Source organism: Curtobacterium sp. MCLR17_042, assembly GCF_003234695.1.
GTDB lineage: Bacteria > Actinomycetota > Actinomycetes > Actinomycetales > Microbacteriaceae > Curtobacterium > Curtobacterium flaccumfaciens.
Genome location: NZ_QKTD01000013.1, coordinates 47,079 through 63,340, shown reverse-complemented (window position 1 = coordinate 63,340; position 16,262 = coordinate 47,079). Strand labels below are relative to the sequence as shown.

The 16,262-nt window shown below is 69.9% G+C and carries 20 protein-coding genes; 18 read left to right on the top strand and 2 right to left on the bottom strand.

All coding sequences use genetic code 11. The features are described from left to right. Window positions 1-149 precede the first annotated feature (149 nt). From rpsP to trmD, 4 genes are read left to right on the top strand one after another with little or no spacing between them, the layout of a single operon-like run. Complete coding sequence (gene rpsP, locus DEJ02_RS13340) at window positions 150-563, top strand: 30S ribosomal protein S16 (RefSeq protein WP_027465884.1); 414 nt, start codon at window positions 150-152, stop codon at window positions 561-563. 3 nt (window positions 564-566) lie between these two features. Beyond that, a complete protein-coding gene (locus DEJ02_RS13335) occupies window positions 567-803 on the top strand; it encodes an RNA-binding protein (protein ID WP_017888258.1) in 237 nt (78 codons plus the stop codon). Window positions 804-822: 19 nt separating this feature from the next. After that, entirely contained in the window at window positions 823-1,368 is a 546-nt protein-coding gene (gene rimM, locus DEJ02_RS13330) for a ribosome maturation factor RimM (RefSeq protein WP_171907871.1), read from the top strand. Window positions 1,369-1,373: 5 nt separating this feature from the next. Then, the gene (trmD, locus tag DEJ02_RS13325; RefSeq protein ID WP_027465882.1) at window positions 1,374-2,066 is read left to right on the top strand and encodes a tRNA (guanosine(37)-N1)-methyltransferase TrmD; all 693 of its coding nucleotides are present in this window, start codon (window positions 1,374-1,376) and stop codon (window positions 2,064-2,066) included. A gap of 149 nt (window positions 2,067-2,215) precedes the next feature. Here the strand turns inward: trmD and map are convergent, their stop codons facing one another. After that, entirely contained in the window at window positions 2,216-3,007 is a 792-nt protein-coding gene (map, locus tag DEJ02_RS13320) for a type I methionyl aminopeptidase (protein WP_111033397.1), read from the bottom strand. 168 nt (window positions 3,008-3,175) lie between these two features. Between map and rplS the strand changes: the two genes are divergently transcribed. The 9 genes from rplS (at window position 3,176) to DEJ02_RS13275 (ending at window position 10,194) form a co-directional block, all read left to right on the top strand. Next, entirely contained in the window at window positions 3,176-3,532 is a 357-nt protein-coding gene (rplS, locus tag DEJ02_RS13315) for a 50S ribosomal protein L19 (protein WP_017888254.1), read from the top strand. A 123-nt stretch (window positions 3,533-3,655) separates the two neighbouring features. Beyond that, entirely contained in the window at window positions 3,656-4,399 is a 744-nt protein-coding gene (lepB, locus tag DEJ02_RS13310) for a signal peptidase I (protein WP_027465880.1), read from the top strand. After that, a complete protein-coding gene (locus DEJ02_RS13305; RefSeq protein ID WP_111033396.1) occupies window positions 4,396-5,103 on the top strand; it encodes a ribonuclease HII in 708 nt (235 codons plus the stop codon). The genes lepB and DEJ02_RS13305 overlap by 4 nt, the downstream gene beginning before the upstream one ends. Before the next feature lie 45 nt (window positions 5,104-5,148). After that, on the top strand, window positions 5,149-5,472 hold the full coding sequence (locus DEJ02_RS13300; RefSeq protein ID WP_017888251.1) for a DUF2469 family protein: 324 nt from the start codon (window positions 5,149-5,151) through the stop codon (window positions 5,470-5,472). Between the two features lie 117 nt (window positions 5,473-5,589). Then, window positions 5,590-5,940: an Lsr2 family protein gene (locus DEJ02_RS13295; protein WP_017888250.1), complete on the top strand. Its 351-nt coding sequence runs from the start codon at window positions 5,590-5,592 to the stop codon at window positions 5,938-5,940. A gap of 163 nt (window positions 5,941-6,103) precedes the next feature. Further along, window positions 6,104-6,481 carry a YraN family protein gene (locus DEJ02_RS13290; protein WP_244993148.1) on the top strand — a complete coding sequence of 126 codons (378 nt, stop codon included), beginning with the start codon at window positions 6,104-6,106 and terminating at the stop codon, window positions 6,479-6,481. Continuing rightward, the gene (locus tag DEJ02_RS13285) at window positions 6,478-8,001 is read left to right on the top strand and encodes a YifB family Mg chelatase-like AAA ATPase (RefSeq protein ID WP_111033395.1); all 1,524 of its coding nucleotides are present in this window, start codon (window positions 6,478-6,480) and stop codon (window positions 7,999-8,001) included. Before DEJ02_RS13290 ends, DEJ02_RS13285 begins: the two co-directional genes overlap by 4 nt. Next, window positions 8,001-9,236, top strand: a complete 1,236-nt coding sequence (gene dprA / locus DEJ02_RS13280) for a DNA-processing protein DprA (protein WP_111033394.1) — start codon at window positions 8,001-8,003, stop codon at window positions 9,234-9,236. The genes DEJ02_RS13285 and dprA overlap by 1 nt, the downstream gene beginning before the upstream one ends. Before the next feature lie 25 nt (window positions 9,237-9,261). Further along, window positions 9,262-10,194, top strand: a complete 933-nt coding sequence (locus tag DEJ02_RS13275) for a tyrosine recombinase XerC (protein ID WP_111033393.1) — start codon at window positions 9,262-9,264, stop codon at window positions 10,192-10,194. Between the two features lie 65 nt (window positions 10,195-10,259). On the opposite strand, the gene DEJ02_RS18505 is transcribed toward DEJ02_RS13275, so the two are convergent. After that, a complete protein-coding gene (locus tag DEJ02_RS18505) occupies window positions 10,260-10,835 on the bottom strand; it encodes a murein hydrolase activator EnvC (RefSeq protein ID WP_181440360.1) in 576 nt (191 codons plus the stop codon). Window positions 10,836-11,169: 334 nt separating this feature from the next. Between DEJ02_RS18505 and DEJ02_RS13265 the strand changes: the two genes are divergently transcribed. The 5 genes from DEJ02_RS13265 to frr all read left to right on the top strand — a co-directional run bounded on the left by DEJ02_RS13265 (window position 11,170) and on the right by frr (window position 16,217). After that, window positions 11,170-12,612 (top strand): sugar porter family MFS transporter, encoded by a 1,443-nt coding sequence (locus DEJ02_RS13265; RefSeq protein WP_258378735.1) that lies wholly within the window; start codon window positions 11,170-11,172, stop codon window positions 12,610-12,612. Between the two features lie 322 nt (window positions 12,613-12,934). Next, window positions 12,935-13,852 carry a 30S ribosomal protein S2 gene (gene rpsB / locus DEJ02_RS13260; protein ID WP_027465874.1) on the top strand — a complete coding sequence of 306 codons (918 nt, stop codon included), beginning with the start codon at window positions 12,935-12,937 and terminating at the stop codon, window positions 13,850-13,852. Between the two features lie 88 nt (window positions 13,853-13,940). Next, on the top strand, window positions 13,941-14,768 hold the full coding sequence (gene tsf, locus DEJ02_RS13255) for a translation elongation factor Ts (protein WP_027465873.1): 828 nt from the start codon (window positions 13,941-13,943) through the stop codon (window positions 14,766-14,768). Window positions 14,769-14,895: 127 nt separating this feature from the next. Continuing rightward, window positions 14,896-15,615: a UMP kinase gene (gene pyrH / locus DEJ02_RS13250; protein ID WP_071406376.1), complete on the top strand. Its 720-nt coding sequence runs from the start codon at window positions 14,896-14,898 to the stop codon at window positions 15,613-15,615. A 47-nt stretch (window positions 15,616-15,662) separates the two neighbouring features. Next, window positions 15,663-16,217 (top strand): ribosome recycling factor, encoded by a 555-nt coding sequence (frr, locus tag DEJ02_RS13245; protein WP_027465871.1) that lies wholly within the window; start codon window positions 15,663-15,665, stop codon window positions 16,215-16,217. The last annotated feature ends 45 nt before the right edge of the window (window positions 16,218-16,262 follow it).

Here is a 16,262-nt window from a genome sequence, read left to right as displayed (position 1 = left end):
CACGGCCGGGAATCTGCAAGAATGAACGGTCGAATCGCCGCAGCTCGACCCTCTATCCAGCTGTGAGCGATCTCTCTCGAGCTTTCGCCGTGTGTGCCCCCACGCCCGCGGTTCCAGTTCAACCACAACGAAAGCAAACAGGAGCAATTGTGGCTGTCAAGATCCGTCTGAAGCGTCTCGGTAAGATCCGTGCGCCCTACTACCGCATCGTCGTCGCCGACTCGCGCACCAAGCGCGATGGTCGTGTCCTCGAGGAGATCGGTCAGTACCACCCGACCGAGGAGCCCTCGGTCATCAAGATCGAGTCCGAGCGTGCGCTTTACTGGCTCGGCGTCGGCGCGCAGCCGACCGAGCAGGTCGCGGCCCTCCTCAAGCTGACCGGCGACTGGGCCAAGTTCAAGGGCGAGAAGGACACCGAGTCCAAGGTCAAGGTCGCCGAGCCGAAGCCGGCCTTCCAGGTCGACTCCTCGAAGAAGGCCGTGCTCAAGCCGAAGTCGGAGAAGACGGCTCCCGCCGCCAAGGCCGACGACGCCGAGACCGCCGACGAGACGACCGAGGCGTAGTCCTTGCTCGAATCCGCGCTGACGCACCTCGTCAAGGGGATCGTCGATCACCCTGACGACGTGCGCGTCGCCAGCTCCACCTCCCCACGCGGCGAGGTCCTCGAGGTGCGCGTGCACCCCGAGGACCTCGGCCGCGTGATCGGTCGCGCCGGGCGCACCGCCAAGGCGCTCCGCACGCTCGTCACGGCCCTGGCCGACGGCAAGCGCGTGCGGGTCGACGTGGTGGACACCGATTCCTAGGGAGACGACCCAGCTCCGGGTGGGTCGAATCACGAAGGCGCACGGGCTCAAGGGCGGCATCAAGCTCGAGCTCTACACCGACGACCCGGATCGTCGGTTCACCCCGGGCGCCACCTTCACGCTCCAGGTCCCGGACGACTCACCGTGGTCGGGCAAGACCCTCGAGCTGGACGAACTCCGCTGGTACAACGGTCACCCCGTCGCGTTCTTCGCCGGGATCGACGACCGCACCGCGGCCGAGTCCCTGGCGCGCATCATCCTCTGGGTCGAGCAGGACGCCGACGCAGAGACCGGTGAGGACGACGCCTGGTACGACCACCAGCTCGTCGGGCTCAAGGTCCTGCGTGACGGCGTCGAGGTCGGCACCGTCGCCCGCGTGGACCACATGCCCGCACAGGACCTGCTCGCGATCGACACGCCGTCCCGCGGCGAGGTCCTCGTGCCGTTCGTCTCGGCCATCGTGCCCGCGGTCGACATCGCGGCCGGCACCGTCACGGTCACGCCCCCGCAGGGCCTGTTCGAGGACCCCGAGGACACCTCGCGCCCCGAGACGGTCACGGACTAGACCCCGTGCGGATCGACATCGTCACGATCTTCCCGGAGTTCTTCTCCGTGCTCGACGTGTCCCTGCTGGGCAAGGCCCGCTCCGGCGGTCTGCTCGACCTGCACGTGCACGACCTGCGATCGTGGACCACCGACCGACACCGCACCGTCGACGACACCCCGTACGGCGGTGGCGCCGGCATGGTGATGAAGCCGGAGCCGTGGGCGCAGGCGCTCGAGGCGCTCTTCCGCCCCGACGGCTCGTCGACCCTGGTGGTCCCGACGCCGGCCGGCACGCCCTTCACGCAGTCGATCGCGCGGTCGCTCGCGTCGACGTCGGAGCACCTCGTGTTCGCCTGCGGGCGGTACGAGGGCATCGATGCTCGCGTCTTCGAGTGGGCGTCGTCACGCGCCACCGTCGTCGAGCTCTCGCTCGGCGACTACGTGCTGAACGGCGGCGAGGTCGCCGCGATGGCGATGATCGAGGCCGTCGGACGACTCGTCCCCGGCGTCGTCGGCAACCCCGAGTCGCTGGTCGAGGAGTCCCACGAGGACGGCCTGCTCGAGTACCCCTCGTACACCAAGCCCGCATCGTGGCGTGGCCTCGACGTCCCCGACGTCCTGCTCAGCGGGCACCACGCCCGCGTCGGTGCCTGGCGGCACGAGCAGCAGCTGGAGCGGACGCGGCGCGTCCGTCCGGACCTGCTGCCGCCTGCCTGACCTGCTGGCGCGTCTGCCGGCTGGACGAGTTTCGGGCTGAGCGACACTCCTCGCGGTTCGTTCCGCGTGAACTGTCGCTGAGCACGAAACCCGGCCCCGCCGTGTCTGCCTGGAGGCACGGGGCGGGCCCGCACCGTGCCTCCAGCCCGTCAGACGGTCGGGTCGGCGCGCTGGGCGCGACGCAGGGTCAGGACCTCGGGGCCGGCCTCGGTGACCGCGACCGTGTGCTCGACGTGCGCGGCACGCGAGCCGTCGACGCTGCGCAGCGTCCAGCCGTCGTCGTCCTGGTAGAGCTCGTCGGTGGTCTGCGTGAGCCACGGCTCGATCGCGACGACCAGACCCGGCCGGAGCTTCAGGCCGCGACCCGGACGGCCGTCGTTCGGCACGTGCGGGTCCCCGTGCATCGTGCGACCGACGCCGTGCCCGCCGAACTGCAGGTTCACCTCGTGGCCGGCCTGGTGTGCGACGTGACCAATGGCGTGCGAGACGTCGCCGAGCTTGTTGCCGGGAGCCGCCTGGGCGATGCCGGCGGCCAGTGCTCGTTCGACCGTGGCGATGAGGGCCTGGTCCTCGTCGCGCGGTGTGCCGACCTGGACGCTGACGGCGGAGTCCGCGACCCAGCCGTCCACGCTCGCGGCGAAGTCGAGGCTCACGAGGTCGCCGTCCTGCAGCACGTGGTCGTGCGGCAGGCCGTGCAGGGCGGCGTCGTTCACCGAGGTGCAGAGGTTCTTGCCGAACGGCGACATGCCGAACGACGGGTGGTAGTCGACGTAGCAGCTCTCCGCGCCGCGTTCGGCGATCATCCTGGCCGCGACGCGGTCGAGGTCGAGCAGGTTGACGCCGACGTCGACGGTCTCGAGCAGCTCGTCGAGGACGTCGGCCACGAACCGACCGGCGACGCGGAGTCCGTCCAGCTCGGCGGGGGTGCGGAGTTCGATCATGGGTCCATCCTCGTCGTTTTGTCTCCCGCGCTCTCTGTGGCAGTATTGAACGCTGTGCCCTGGCTGGACTCTGCCACGGGGGAGTCGCCGACACCGGGCACGCACCACCACTTTCCGAACCTTCGATCCGCGGCGACCCGTGCGCGTCCGCAGAGAGTGAAACCCACCATGAGCCAGCTCCTCGACAACGTCGACGCAGCATCGCTGCGTACCGACGTCCCGGACTTCCGTCCCGGCGACACCATCAAGGTGCACGTCAACATCATCGAAGGCACGCGCTCGCGTATCCAGGTCTTCCAGGGAGTCGTCATCGGCCGTCAGGGCCACGGCATCGGCGAGACCTTCAAGGTCCGCAAGGTGAGCTTCCAGGTCGGCGTCGAGCGCTGGTTCCCGGTGCACTCGCCGATCATCGACCACATCGAGATCGTCACCAAGGGTGACGTCCGTCGTGCGAAGCTCTACTACCTGCGCGAGCTCCGCGGCAAGGCGGCCCGCCGCAAGATCAAGGAGAAGCGCGACGCCTGATCGCCTTCACAGTGAACGTCCGCGAGCCGGACGCCGCTGCGAGCCCCTCGTCCATGTACGGTTGTGCATCGACGGGGGGCTCTTCCCATTTGCGGGGAGTCAGTGGTTCGAACGAGAGCGGAAATGACGGACACGACAGAGGATTCCGGGCGCAGGCCACGTGCCGAGAAGCAACGGAACGGTGTCCTCACATTCCTCCGCGACCTCGTCATCATCTTCATCGCGGCACTGCTCGTGTCGTTCCTGGTGAAGACGTTCCTGATCCGGTCGTTCTACATCCCGTCGGCGTCGATGGAGAACACGCTCCAGATCAACGACCGCGTCATCGTGAACGAGCTCGTCCCCGGCGCCGTGGCGCTGAAGCGGGGAGACGTCGTCGTCTTCAAGGACCCGGGCGGTTGGCTCACCGGGTCCGAGGTGCCGAGCGTCACGCCGGACACCCAGCCCGCGAAGGCCATCGACTGGGCGCTGACCCAGGTCGGTCTCGGCACCGGTGACAGCGACGACCACCTGATCAAGCGCGTCATCGGTCTGCCCGGTGACAAGGTGTCCTGCTGCAACGACCTCGGGCAGATGTCGGTGAACGGTGTGCCGATCAAGGAGCCGTACCTGAAGCTCCCCGCCGGCGCCCCGGCTTCGGCGACCGACTTCTCGGTCACCGTGCCGAAGGGCACCATCTGGGTGATGGGCGACAACCGGAACGACTCGAAGGACTCCCGGTACAACGGCGACACCCCGTCGAAGGGCTTCGTCCCGATGTCCGACGTCACGGGCCGCGCGTTCGTCATCTCGTGGCCGGCGAGCCGCTGGACGTGGCTCGACGACCACCCCGAGGTGTTCGCCGGCGTGGAGGAGCGCGACGAGTGACCGCCGTCCGTCCGTCGCTCCGGGTCGAGAAACGTCTGCTCGCCGAGGGCCGCGTGACGGTCATCGGCATGGACGAGGTCGGCCGTGGCGCCATCGCCGGTCCGGTCGGCGTCGGTGTGGCCGCGGTGACGCTCGACATCGGTCGTGTGCCCCAGGGGCTCGCGGACTCGAAGCTGCTGTCGGAGGCGCGCCGGACCGACCTCGTGCCCGTCGTGCAGCGCTGGGCGCGCACGGCGGTCGGCATGGCGTCGGCGGAGTTCGTCGACCAGCAGGGCATCGTGCCCGCCCTCGGTGCAGCCGGTGCCCAGGCGCTCGGCTCCCTGGTCGCCGACGGGGTGTCCCTCGACGGCGCGGTGGTCGTGCTCGACGGCTCGTTCGACTGGTTGAGCCGTGCGCTGCCCGCGTCGCTCCGTCCGGCCGCTGATCCGCTCGAGGTCGTCGTCCGGGTCAAGGCCGACCGCGACTGCGCCTCGGTGGCCGCGGCGTCCGTGGTGGCCAAGGTCGCCCGTGACGCGCTCATGATCTCCGCGCACGACGAGGCTCCGCACTACGGGTGGGTGTCGAACAAGGGCTACGGGTCGACGGCGCACTACGACGCGATCCGGGCGATCGGGGCGCACGCGCTGCACCGGAAGTCGTGGCTGCACCAGGCCTCGAGCGTGGCGCTGGACGGGTTCGACGAACTCGACGCCCTCGCCGGTTGAGCCCGTCGTCCGCACGGGCCTCCGTCGCCGTAGACTGTGGGCGCAATGGATGAGGACGAATTCGACGACTACGACCGCGAGGTCGAGCTGGCCCTGTACCGCGAGTACCGCGACGTGGTGTCGCAGTTCCGTTACGTGGTCGAGACGGAGCGCCGTTTCTACCTGGCGAACGAGGTCGAACTCGTGCGCCGTGACACGGAGCACGACTTCTACTTCGAACTGACGATGAACGATGTCTGGGTCTGGGATGTCTACCGTTCCGACCGGTTCGTCAAGGGTGTCCGGGTACTCACGTTCAAGGACGTGAATGTCGAGGAACTCACGACGCGGGAACTCGAACTGCCGAAGGAACTCGCACTCGACGAGTGATCGTCAATTTCCTTTCTCCTGCTTCTTTCTCGGTGAATCGCCGCTGATCCAGACCGTCAGGGAAATGTGCGCGCTATTCTGATGGGGAAATAACCGCCCCACGAACAGGAGCACCCCATGGCACAGAAGGTCACCGTCCAGCTCGTCGACGACCTCGACGATTCCCCCATCACCACCGGTGAAGGCCGGACGGTCGAATTCGCGTTCGACGGCTCGTCGTACGAGATCGACCTGTCGAACGACAACGTCGACAAGTTCCGCGAGGCGATCTCCGACTACATCGCCGCAGCGCGCAAGGTCTCCGGTCGTCGCACCGGCGGCGGTTCCGCGCCGAAGTCCGCCCCGAAGCGCGGCAACTCCGAAGAACTCGGCAAGATCCGCGAGTGGGCCAAGGAGAACGGGTACGAGGTCTCCTCCCGCGGGCGCATCTCGACGCAGGTGCAGGAAGCCTACGCAGCAGCGCACTGACGCTCGTCGCAGCAGGACCCGGGTGATCTCGATCGCCCGGGTCCTTCTTCTTTCCTCCACAGGGGCAATTCGTCCGCACTGATTCCACAGACTCTCCGAGTTCGCCGATCGGTGTGTTCGTTCCGGAGATCGTTGTCGTGGAGGCAACGACATGGAACAAGACGTGCAACGAGCACCGGGGCGGTCGCTCCGGAACGGCCGACTCGGACGATTCGGTGAAGAGCGAGCGGTGGCCTGGCTCGAAGCCCGGGGATTCCGCGTGCTCGAGCGGAACTGGCGATGTGCGCGTGGTGAGATCGACATCGTCGCGTGGGATTCCTGCACGCTCGCCTTCATCGAGGTGAAGACCCGTTCCGGTGCCGCCACCGGTCACCCGTTCGAGGCGATCACGGCGGCGAAGCTCACCCGGATGCGACGACTCGTGCCCGAGTGGTTCGACGCGCATCCCGAGGTCTCGGCGCGCGCGGTCCGGGTGGACGTCGTCGCGGTCCACGTCGACGGCCCCCGCACCGTCGTCGAGCACCTGGCGGGTGTGCTGTGACCGGCATCGGACGCGCTGCCGCGGTCGCGCTCCTCGGGGTCACCGGTCGACGCATCGAGGTCGAAGCGCACCTGACCAGCCAGCTCCCGGCGTTCAGCATCATCGGTCTGCCCGACACCTCGTTGGGCGAGGCACGGGAACGTGTGCGATCCGCGGCGGCCAACGCGGGGTGTCCGCTGCCCGCCCGCCGCATCACCGTGAACCTGACCCCGGCGGCGATCCCGAAACGCGGTTCGGGGTTCGACCTCGCCATCGCGATGGCCGTGCTCGCCGGTGCCGGTCTCGCGCCGGACGTCTCGGAGCGCATCGTCTACATCGGCGAGCTCGGCCTCGACGGCAGGGTGCGTCCGGTCCCCGGCGTGATCCCGATGCTGATCGCCGCGCGCGACGCCGGTGTGGACCGCGTCGTGCTGCCCGTCGGCAACCTGACCGAGGCCCGTGTGGTCGGCGGGGTCCGGATCCGGGGCGTGGACTCGTTGCGGGCGGCGGCGATCGACGCCGGGGCGCTCCTGCCGACGGTCGAGGTCGACCCGGTGCTGCCGGTCCCGGTCACGGCCGTGCCGCGTCCCGTGGCCGAGCTGTCGGACGTCGTGGGGAACCCGGTCGGCGTCCGAGCGCTCATCGCGGCGGCCGCCGGTGGACACCATGCCCTGCTGCTCGGTCCACCGGGCGCCGGCAAGACGATGCTCGCCGAACGGCTGCCCGGGCTGCTGCCCGACCTCGACGACGAGACCGCGCTCGAGGTCGCCGCGGTCCGGTCCGTCGCCGGGCTGGGCCCCGCGTCGTGGAGCACGAAGCCACCGTGGGAAGCCCCGCACCACTCCGCGTCGGCGGTCTCGCTCATCGGCGGCGGATCCGGGGTCCTGCGCCCCGGAGCCGTGTCGCGCGCCACCGGGGGCATCCTGTTCCTCGACGAGGCGCCGGAGTTCCCGCGGGCCGTGCTCGACGCGCTCCGGCAACCGCTCGAGTCCGGGCGGATCACGATCCACCGTGCGGCGGGAGCGGCCGAGTTCCCCGCACGCTGCCAGGTCGTCCTGGCGGCGAACCCCTGTCCGTGCGGCAACGCCGGTGGTGCGCACGGGCAGCCGTGCGAGTGCTCGCCGAGCACTGTCCGCCGCTACCTCGGCCGTATGTCCGGGCCGCTGCTCGACCGGATGGACATCCGGGTGCTGGTGCCCCGGGTGACGACGGGTCGGATGCGGGACGCGGACGGCAGCACCCCGACGACGGCGGTCGCGCGTGCGGCGGTCGCGGCAGCACGAGCCCGGATGGCGGAGCGACTGCGCGGCACAGGATGGACGCGCAATGCCGAGGTCACCGGGACGTGGCTCCGAGCCGAGGGACGCATCGAACCCGGGTCGACGGCGGACCTCGACCGCGCACTCGACCTCGGGACCCTGACGATGCGCGGGTGGGACCGTGTGATGCGCCTGGCGTGGACACTCGCCGACCTCGACGCGGTGGAGCGGCCAACAGCTGCGCACGTCCGGGGTGCCCTGGCCCTGCGGAGCGCGCTGTGATGCCGGCGGGCACGGAGCTCCTCGACATCGTGGCTCGCCTGCTCGGGCCCAGCGGTGCCGCGGTGGATCCGGTGCAGGCCGCGGCGCGGGTCGCGTGGTCGGCCATCGTCGAACCGGGTGACTCCGTCGCCGGAGAGCTCCTCACCGGCCTCGGACCCGAGCGTGCGCTCGGTGCGGTGCTGCTCGCCGCGCACGGAGACTTCGATTCGCTGCTGGGATGTTGCGTCGACGCCGAGGTGCCGGGTGCGGAGGACCCAGCGGTGCTGCTCGGCGTGCTGCAGACCGCGGTGGAACGCTGGCGGCCCCGATTGGCCGCTGTCGAGGTGGGCGACGTGCTCGCGGCGGCCGGTGCGGTCGGAGCCGGACTGCTGGTCCCCGAGAGCGACGGGTGGCCGACCGCGATGGACGACCTCGGGCCGCACGCCCCGGTGGTCCTCTGGACACGCCGCACGGGTGCACGCCTCGGCGAGGGGATGCCGGCGTTGGGGGTCGTGGGGTCCCGGGCGAACACGGTGGCCGGTGCCGAGGCCGCGGCGGAGATCACCTCGACGGCGGCGGACGCGGGATTCCTCATCGTGAGCGGGGGCGCCTACGGGATCGACGCGGTGGCGCACCGTGTCGCCGTCGCCGCCGAGACGCCCACGGTCGCCGTCCTGGCGGGTGGCATCGACCAGCTCTACCCGGTGGGCAACGCGCAGCTGCTCCACAACGTGGCGCGGCAGGGGGCGTTGCTCGCCGAGTCGGCACCGGGGACGCGACCGACGCGGTGGCGTTTCCTCGCCCGGAACCGGCTGATCGCCGCGTTGGCCGACGTCACGGTCGTGGTCGAAGCGGGCGCCCGCTCCGGGGCGCTCAACACCGCCCACCACGCCGCACAGCTCGGCCGGCCCGTGTTCGCGGTGCCGGGAGCGTTCGCGTCCTCGGCATCGGTCGGGTGCCACCGGCTCATCGCACAGGGGCGGGCGCAGATCGTCGTGCACCCCGGCGATCCGGTCGCGGCGACGAGACCGGCGACCGGGACGAGCGGTGGAGCGGTGCCGGACGAACCGCTCCTGTCCGGCCGGCAGGATCCCGAGGTGCTCCGGGTGCTCGATGCGCTCGGTCGTCGCGCTCTGCCCGAGGCCGAGATCGCCCGTCGGGCGGGCATGTCGACGGCCGACGTCGCCGACGCGCTCGCCCTGGCGCAGCTGCAGGGACTCGTCGTCGCGAGCGGCGGCGGGTGGGGCCGGGCGTGACGGTCGACAGCCGTACGCTGACGTCGTGGTTGCGCGGACGGACGGTCGACTGGTGGTGGCGGTGGACGCCTTCCTCGGGCACGCCCGGCACGCGCGTGGGCTCAGCGAGCAGACCCTCCGCGCGTACGCCAACGACCTCGAGCAGCTCGTGGCGTTCGCGGACGCCCGAGGGGTCGACCGCGTCGCCGACGTCGAGCTCGAGCTCCTGCGTGACTGGCTGTGGGACGCCGACCACCGGGGGCTCGCTCGGTCGACGATCGCTCGGCGGTCCTCGTCCGTGCGGGCGTTCACGCGGTGGGCGAGCGAGACCGGGGTGACGACGACCGACGCCGGGGTCCGGCTCCGTGCACCGAAGGGCGGGGCGCACCTTCCCCGCGTCGTGTCGGCCGACCAGGTGCGCGTCCTGCTCGACGGGCTCGGTGCCCGAGCGGCGACGGACGACCCGACGGCGCTGCGGGACCTGGCCCTGGTCGAGCTCCTGTACGCGGCGGCGATCCGGGTCAGCGAACTCGTCGGGATCGACGTGACCGACGTCGATCGCGGCCGCTTGACCGTGCGGGTGCTCGGCAAGGGCGGCAAGGAACGCGTCGTGCCGTTCGGGGTGCCGGCGCGGGACGCACTCGAGGCGTGGCTCGAGCGCGGACGGCCCGCCCTCGCCGCACGGGCCGAGGGACCGGCAGGCACGGCGCTGTTCCTCGGCGACCGTGGCGCCCGACTCGGCGTCCGCAGTGCCTACCGCGTGGTGGCGCGGTTGCTCGGTGACCTGCCGGGCGAGGGCCCGAGCGGGCCACACACCTTCCGCCACACCGCGGCGACGCACCTGCTCGACGGGGGAGCGGACCTGCGCGCGGTGCAGGAACTCCTCGGTCACGCCAGCCTCGGCACGACGCAGATCTACACGCACGTGTCGTCGGCGCGGCTGCGCGAGGTCTACCGGACGGCGCACCCGCGCGCCTGACGGCGTGCCGACGGGCGTACCGGTCGGTTCCGGTCAGTTTCCGATCGGCTTCCGGTCGGCTCCGCTCACCCGGGCCAGGCCGACTCGGGCAGGAGCACCGGCCACTCGGCGGGTGGCAGGTACGCCATCGGGTCGACGTAGCGACCGTCGACACGAGCACCGAGGTGCAGGCACGGCGCCGACGCCGGACAGTGCCCGATCGAGACACGGCCGACCGGCGTGCCCTGCACGACCTCGTCCCCGGCGGCGACCAGGGGTGTCACCGAGTCGAGGGTGCTGACCAGTCCGTCGCCGTGGTCGATCGTCACGACGGTGCGGCCGCCGACCGGGCCGGCGAACGCCACGGTGCCGTCGTCCACCGCCGAGGCAGTGCTGCCGAGGGCTGCCGGGACGTCGAGGCCCCGGTGGCCGGCGGCGTAGTCCGAGGACGGTGCTTCCCAGGCGCGCTCGACCACCCGCGACCCGGTGGGCCAGACCCAGCGAGCCTCGACCCGGCCCGAATCGGTCGCAGTGCCCACCGACGCCCCGGCGCCCACCGACGCCCCGGCGCCCGTCGACGGCGCGCCACCGAACACCACGGTCCCGCCCAGCACCGCCGCGCACACCACGGACAGCAGGACGGGACGCGCGCTCGATCGCATGTCCCCAGCCTGGGCAGTGGAACCCGGCCCCGGGGGCGGACGGGGGCGATCCGTGGAGGGGAAGCCGCGCCTCCAGGCCTGGGGAGGAATGTGCCGAGGACGGAAACGACAGAACCGACGTCGTACGACGGCGACAGTGTCGTTCCGCGTCGGCACCCAAGCGAGCCCGCCCGACCCCGCGCCGTCCCGATCACGCCCCCGGTTATGACCAGATCCCGAGCGAGGAGTACAGTCGGGGCCGCTCCGGAACACGCAACGCCGCTCGGACGGCGAACCAGCCGACCGCCGGGGCACCGTGCTGCACACCGGCACGGCGGCAGAACCCAGGAGCATCGTGTCCACCACGACCACCGGGCACGGCGAAGACCGTGCGTTCAAGGGGAAGGTCACCCTGTTCGCCATCGCGGCGGCGGTCGGTGGCTTCCTGTTCGGCTTCGACTCGTCCGTCATCAACGGCGCCGTCGACGCGATCAAGGGCGAGTTCAACCTCTCCGACGCGGCCAGCGGTTTCGCCGTCGCCTCGGCCCTGATCGGTTGTGCGTTCGGCGCCTACTTCGCCGGCCGCCTCGCCGACCGCTACGGCCGCACCCGGATCATGTTCTGGGCCGCGGTGCTGTTCTTCGTCTCGTCGATCGGTTCGGCGTTCGCGTTCGCGACGTGGGACCTCGTGATCTGGCGTCTCGTCGGCGGTCTCGGCATCGGTACCGCCTCGGTCATCGCACCGGCGTACATCTCCGAGGTCTCCCCGAAGGCGATCCGCGGCCGGCTGGCCTCGTTCCAGCAGCTGGCGATCACGCTCGGTATCTTCGCCGCGCTCCTGTCCGACCAGCTGTTCGCCGTCACCGCGGGCAGTGCCTCGGCCGAGGTCTGGGGCCTGGCCGCCTGGCGCTGGATGTTCCTGGTTGGGGTGATCCCCTCGGTCGTCTACGGCGTCCTGGCGATCACGCTGCCGGAGTCCCCGCGCTACCTGCTCACCAAGGGTCGTGCTGACGACGCGCGCGTCGTGATGGGCAAGATCGTCCCGCGCGACACCGTGAACACGAGCCTGGAGGAGATCCAGGACGGCATCGAGAAGGAAGCCAACGAGAAGAAGGGCTCCATCCGGGGCAACCGCTTCGGGCTCCAGCCGATCGTCTGGGTGGGCATCATCCTGGCCGTGCTGCAGCAGTTCGTCGGCATCAACGTGATCTTCTACTACTCGACGACGCTCTGGCAGGCCGTCGGCTTCAAGGAGGAGGACTCGTTCCTCATCTCCACGATCACCTCGGTGGTCAACGTCGCCGTCACCTTCGTGGCGATCTTCCTGGTCGACAAGGTCGGCCGCAAGCCGCTGCTCGTCACCGGTTCCGCGGGCATGTTCGTCTCGCTCACCATGGTCGCCATCGCGTTCTCGCAGGCGACGATCGTCGACGGCAGCCCGAGCCTCCCCGGCTCGTGGGGCGTCATCGCGCTGATCTTCGCGAACCTCTTCGTGGTGTCCTTCGGCGCCACGTGGGGTCCGCTCATGTGGGTCCTGCTCGGCGAGATGTTCCCGAACCGCATCCGCGCCACGGCGCTCGGCATCGGCTCGGCCGCCAACTGGATCGCGAACTTCATCGTGACGATCTCGTTCCCGGTGCTCTCGGGCTTCAACCTGACGGTCACCTACGGCATCTACGCGCTGTTCGCGCTGCTGTCGCTGTTCTTCGTCATCGCCAAGATCCCGGAGACCAAGGGCCGCTCGCTCGAGGAGATGGGCATCTCCGCCGACGGCGACACGGTGGACGCCAAGGCCTGATCGGCCGGTCGCGCACCGCGTCCGTTCCGCACGGATCGCCGGACAGGAGGCCCGGATCACGTCAGCCGCGAGGCGCGCGTGATCCGGGCCTCCCTTCTGTTAGCATCTATCCAGCAGCGTGCTGATGCGCGCTGACTTCGCGTGTCCACCAAGCCCTCACGGGCTCGGTACCCGACCACCGGTCCCGCTCTCACGAGCGGGCGGTCGCGTGCCAGGACACCAGGGACCACGACCGACGGTCGTGATCGACACAACCGCAACAGGTCCGCAGCGACGTGCGAGAGCACGGCTGCGCGCCGAGAACACAGAAGGAGGACGGCACATGGCCGTCGTCACCATCCGCCAGCTGCTCGACAGCGGCGTCCACTTCGGACACCAGACCCGTCGGTGGAACCCGAAGGTGAAGCGCTTCATCCTCGCCGAGCGCTCGGGCATCCACATCATCGACCTGCAGCAGTCGCTGGCCTTCATCGACCGCGCGTACGACTTCGTCAAGGAGACGGTCGCGCACGGTGGCACGATCCTCTTCGTGGGCACCAAGAAGCAGGCCCAGGGCTCCATCGCCGAGCAGGCGACCCGCGTCGGCCAGCCGTACGTCAACCAGCGTTGGCTCGGCGGTCTGCTCACGAACTTCCAGACGGTCTCCAAGCGCCTCGCGCGCATGAAGGAGCTCGAGGAGATCGACTTCGACGACACGACGAAGGGCTTCACCAAGAAGGAGCTCCTCATCAAGAAGCGCGAGCTGGACAAGCTCCACAAGACCCTCGGTGGTATCCGCAACCTCACGCGGACCCCGAGCGCGCTCTGGATCGTCGACACCAAGAAGGAGCACCTCGCAGTCGACGAGGCGCAGAAGCTCGGTATCCCGATCATCGGCATCCTCGACACCAACTGCGACCCCGACGAGATCACGTACCCGATCCCGGGCAACGACGACGCGATCCGCTCCGTCGGTCTGCTGACCCGCATCGTCGCCGACGCCGCGGCCGAGGGCCTGAAGACCCGCCACAACGGTGGCGACGAGGACGAGGCCAGCGAGCCCCTCGCCGAGTGGGAGCAGGAGCTCCTCGGTGGCGAGACCGCCGCCACGACCGAGGCGCCCGCCGCCCCGGTCGAGGAGAACGACGCTGACGCGCAGGTCGCCGCGAAGGAGATCGGCGAGCCGATCGCCGACGAGGCGAAGAACGCGGAGCCGACGGCCGAGGCCGAGGCAGCCGCGGAGACCACCCCCGCCGAGTGAGTCGCCGGGGCGCCGGACCCCACCGGGTCCGGCGCCCCGACTGCACTCCACTCTCCACACACGTACAGTCCAGAAAGGACTCCAGTCAATGGCAAACTTCACCGCTGCTGACGTGAAGAAGCTCCGCGAGGACCTCGGCGCCGGCATGATGGACGCGAAGAACGCGCTCGTCGAGGCCGACGGCGACTACGACAAGGCCGTCGAGCTGCTCCGCATAAAGGGTGCCAAGGCCGTCGCCAAGCGCGACGACCGTGCCACCTCCGAGGGTGTCGTCGTCGCGACCTCCGAGAACGGCGCCGCCACGGTCGTCGAGCTCGCGAGCGAGACCGACTTCGTCGCGAAGAACGAGAAGTTCACGACCCTCGCCGACAAGGTGCTGGGCGCGGTCGCCGCTGCCGGTGCCGCCGACGTCGCTGCTGCCAACGCCGCACCGCTGGACGGCAAGACCGTCCTCGAGGTCGTCAACGAGTCGGCTGCCGCGCTGGGCGAGAAGCTCGAGGTCCGCACGGTCCGCCGTGTCGAGGGCTCGGCCTTCGAGATCTACCTGCACAAGACCAGCCAGGACCTGCCGCCGCAGATCGCCGTCGTCATCGCGTACGAGGGTGACAACGCCGCCGAGGCACGTTCGATCGCACAGCACGTCGCGTTCGCGAACCCGACGTACCTGACCCGCGACGAGGTCCCGGCCGAGGCCATCGAGAAGGAGCGTGCGACCGTCGAGGCGATCACGCGCGAAGAGGGCAAGCCCGAGGCTGCGCTCCCGAAGATCGTCGAGGGCCGGGTGAACGCCTACATCAAGCAGGTGTCGCTCCTCGACCAGGACTACGCGAAGGACAACAAGATCTCCGTCGCGAAGGCCGCCGAGAACGCCGGCATCACGATCCAGGGCTTCGCCCGCGTCAAGGTCGGCGCGTAACGAACCCGTGACGGGGTCAGGAACCAACCAGGTTCCTGGCCCCGTTTTTCGCGCGCGCCGGCACGACACGCGCGCGACACATCCGCGAGTACATTTCCACGAGACCACGACGAAGGGTGCGGACCAGATGACCGACGAGAAGACCGGACGACGCCGCGTTCTGCTGAAGCTGTCGGGAGAGGCGTTCGGCGCCGGCTCCCTCGGGGTGAACCCCGACGTGATCGGCACCATCGCCAAGGAGATCGCCGTCGCCGCGCGCGAGGTCGAGATCGCGATCGTCGTCGGTGGGGGCAACTTCTTCCGCGGAGCCGAGCTCTCGCAGCGCGGCATGGACCGCGGGCGCGCCGACTACATGGGCATGCTCGGCACGGTGATGAACGCACTCGCGCTGCAGGACTTCCTCGAGCAGGCGGGCGCTGCGACCCGCGTGCAGTCCGCCATCGCGATGACCCAGGTCGCCGAGCCGTACATCCCGCGGCGCGCCGAGCGGCACCTCGAGAAGGGCCGGGTCGTCATCTTCGGCGCCGGTGCCGGACTGCCGTACTTCTCCACCGACACGGTGGCGGCGCAGCGTGCCCTCGAGATCAAGGCGGACGAGGTCCTCGTCGCCAAGAACGGCGTCGACGGCGTGTACACCGCCGACCCGAAGAAGGACGCCACCGCCGAGAAGCTGCACCACGTGACCTACCAGGACGCGCTGCTCAAGGGCCTCAAGGTCGTCGACGCCACCGCGTTCTCGCTCTGCATGGACAACGGCATGCCGATGCACGTCTTCGGCATGGAGGGCGACGGCAACGTCCAGGCCGCGATCCGTGGCGAGCGCATCGGCACCGTCGTCAGCAACTGACCCCCGGCGCTGACTAGACTCGACGCCAGTACCGAAGGAGTAACACCGTGATCAGTGATGTCCTGACCGAAGCCACCGAGAAGATGGCGAAGGCTGTCGAGGTCGCCAAGGACGACTTCTCGACCGTCCGCACCGGCCGCATCAACGCGGCGCTCTTCCAGAAGATCCCGGTCGAGTACTACGGCACGCCGACGCCGCTCGCGCAGCTCGCGTCGCTGCAGACGCCCGAGGCCCGCACGCTCATCGTGACGCCGTACGACAAGACGGCGCTCAAGGAGATCGAGCGCGCGATCGCGACCTTCCCGAACCTCGGCGCCAGCCCGACGAACGACGGCGACATCGTCCGCGTGACGATCCCGGAGCTCACCAAGGACCGCCGCAAGGAGTTCGTCAAGCTCGTGCGGACGAAGGGTGAGGACCACAAGGTCGTCGTCCGGAACATCCGCCGCAAGGCCAAGGACGACCTCGACGCACTCAAGGGTGAGATCTCCGACGACGAGATCTCGCGCGGCGACAAGGACCTCGAGGCCCTGACGAAGAAGCACGTCGACCAGATCGACGAGTCGCTGAAGAAGAAGGAAGCCGAACTCCTCGAGGTCTGATGCGTCGCTCCGACCAGGGCGATGACCGCCCCACAGCAGAGCACG

Coding starts and splice junctions, on each gene's coding strand:
- dprA (WP_111033394.1), top strand. CDS start 8,001: ATGCCGGCGGGCACGGAGCTCCTCGACATCGTGGCTCGCCTGCTCGGG.
- rpsB (WP_027465874.1), top strand. CDS start 12,935: ATGGCCGTCGTCACCATCCGCCAGCTGCTCGACAGCGGCGTCCACTTC.
- rplS (WP_017888254.1), top strand. CDS start 3,176: ATGAGCCAGCTCCTCGACAACGTCGACGCAGCATCGCTGCGTACCGAC.
- pyrH (WP_071406376.1), top strand. CDS start 14,896: ATGACCGACGAGAAGACCGGACGACGCCGCGTTCTGCTGAAGCTGTCG.
- map (WP_111033397.1), bottom strand. CDS start 3,007: ATGATCGAACTCCGCACCCCCGCCGAGCTGGACGGACTCCGCGTCGCC.
- DEJ02_RS18505 (WP_181440360.1), bottom strand. CDS start 10,835: ATGCGATCGAGCGCGCGTCCCGTCCTGCTGTCCGTGGTGTGCGCGGCG.
- DEJ02_RS13300 (WP_017888251.1), top strand. CDS start 5,149: ATGGATGAGGACGAATTCGACGACTACGACCGCGAGGTCGAGCTGGCC.
- tsf (WP_027465873.1), top strand. CDS start 13,941: ATGGCAAACTTCACCGCTGCTGACGTGAAGAAGCTCCGCGAGGACCTC.
- DEJ02_RS13295 (WP_017888250.1), top strand. CDS start 5,590: ATGGCACAGAAGGTCACCGTCCAGCTCGTCGACGACCTCGACGATTCC.
- lepB (WP_027465880.1), top strand. CDS start 3,656: ATGACGGACACGACAGAGGATTCCGGGCGCAGGCCACGTGCCGAGAAG.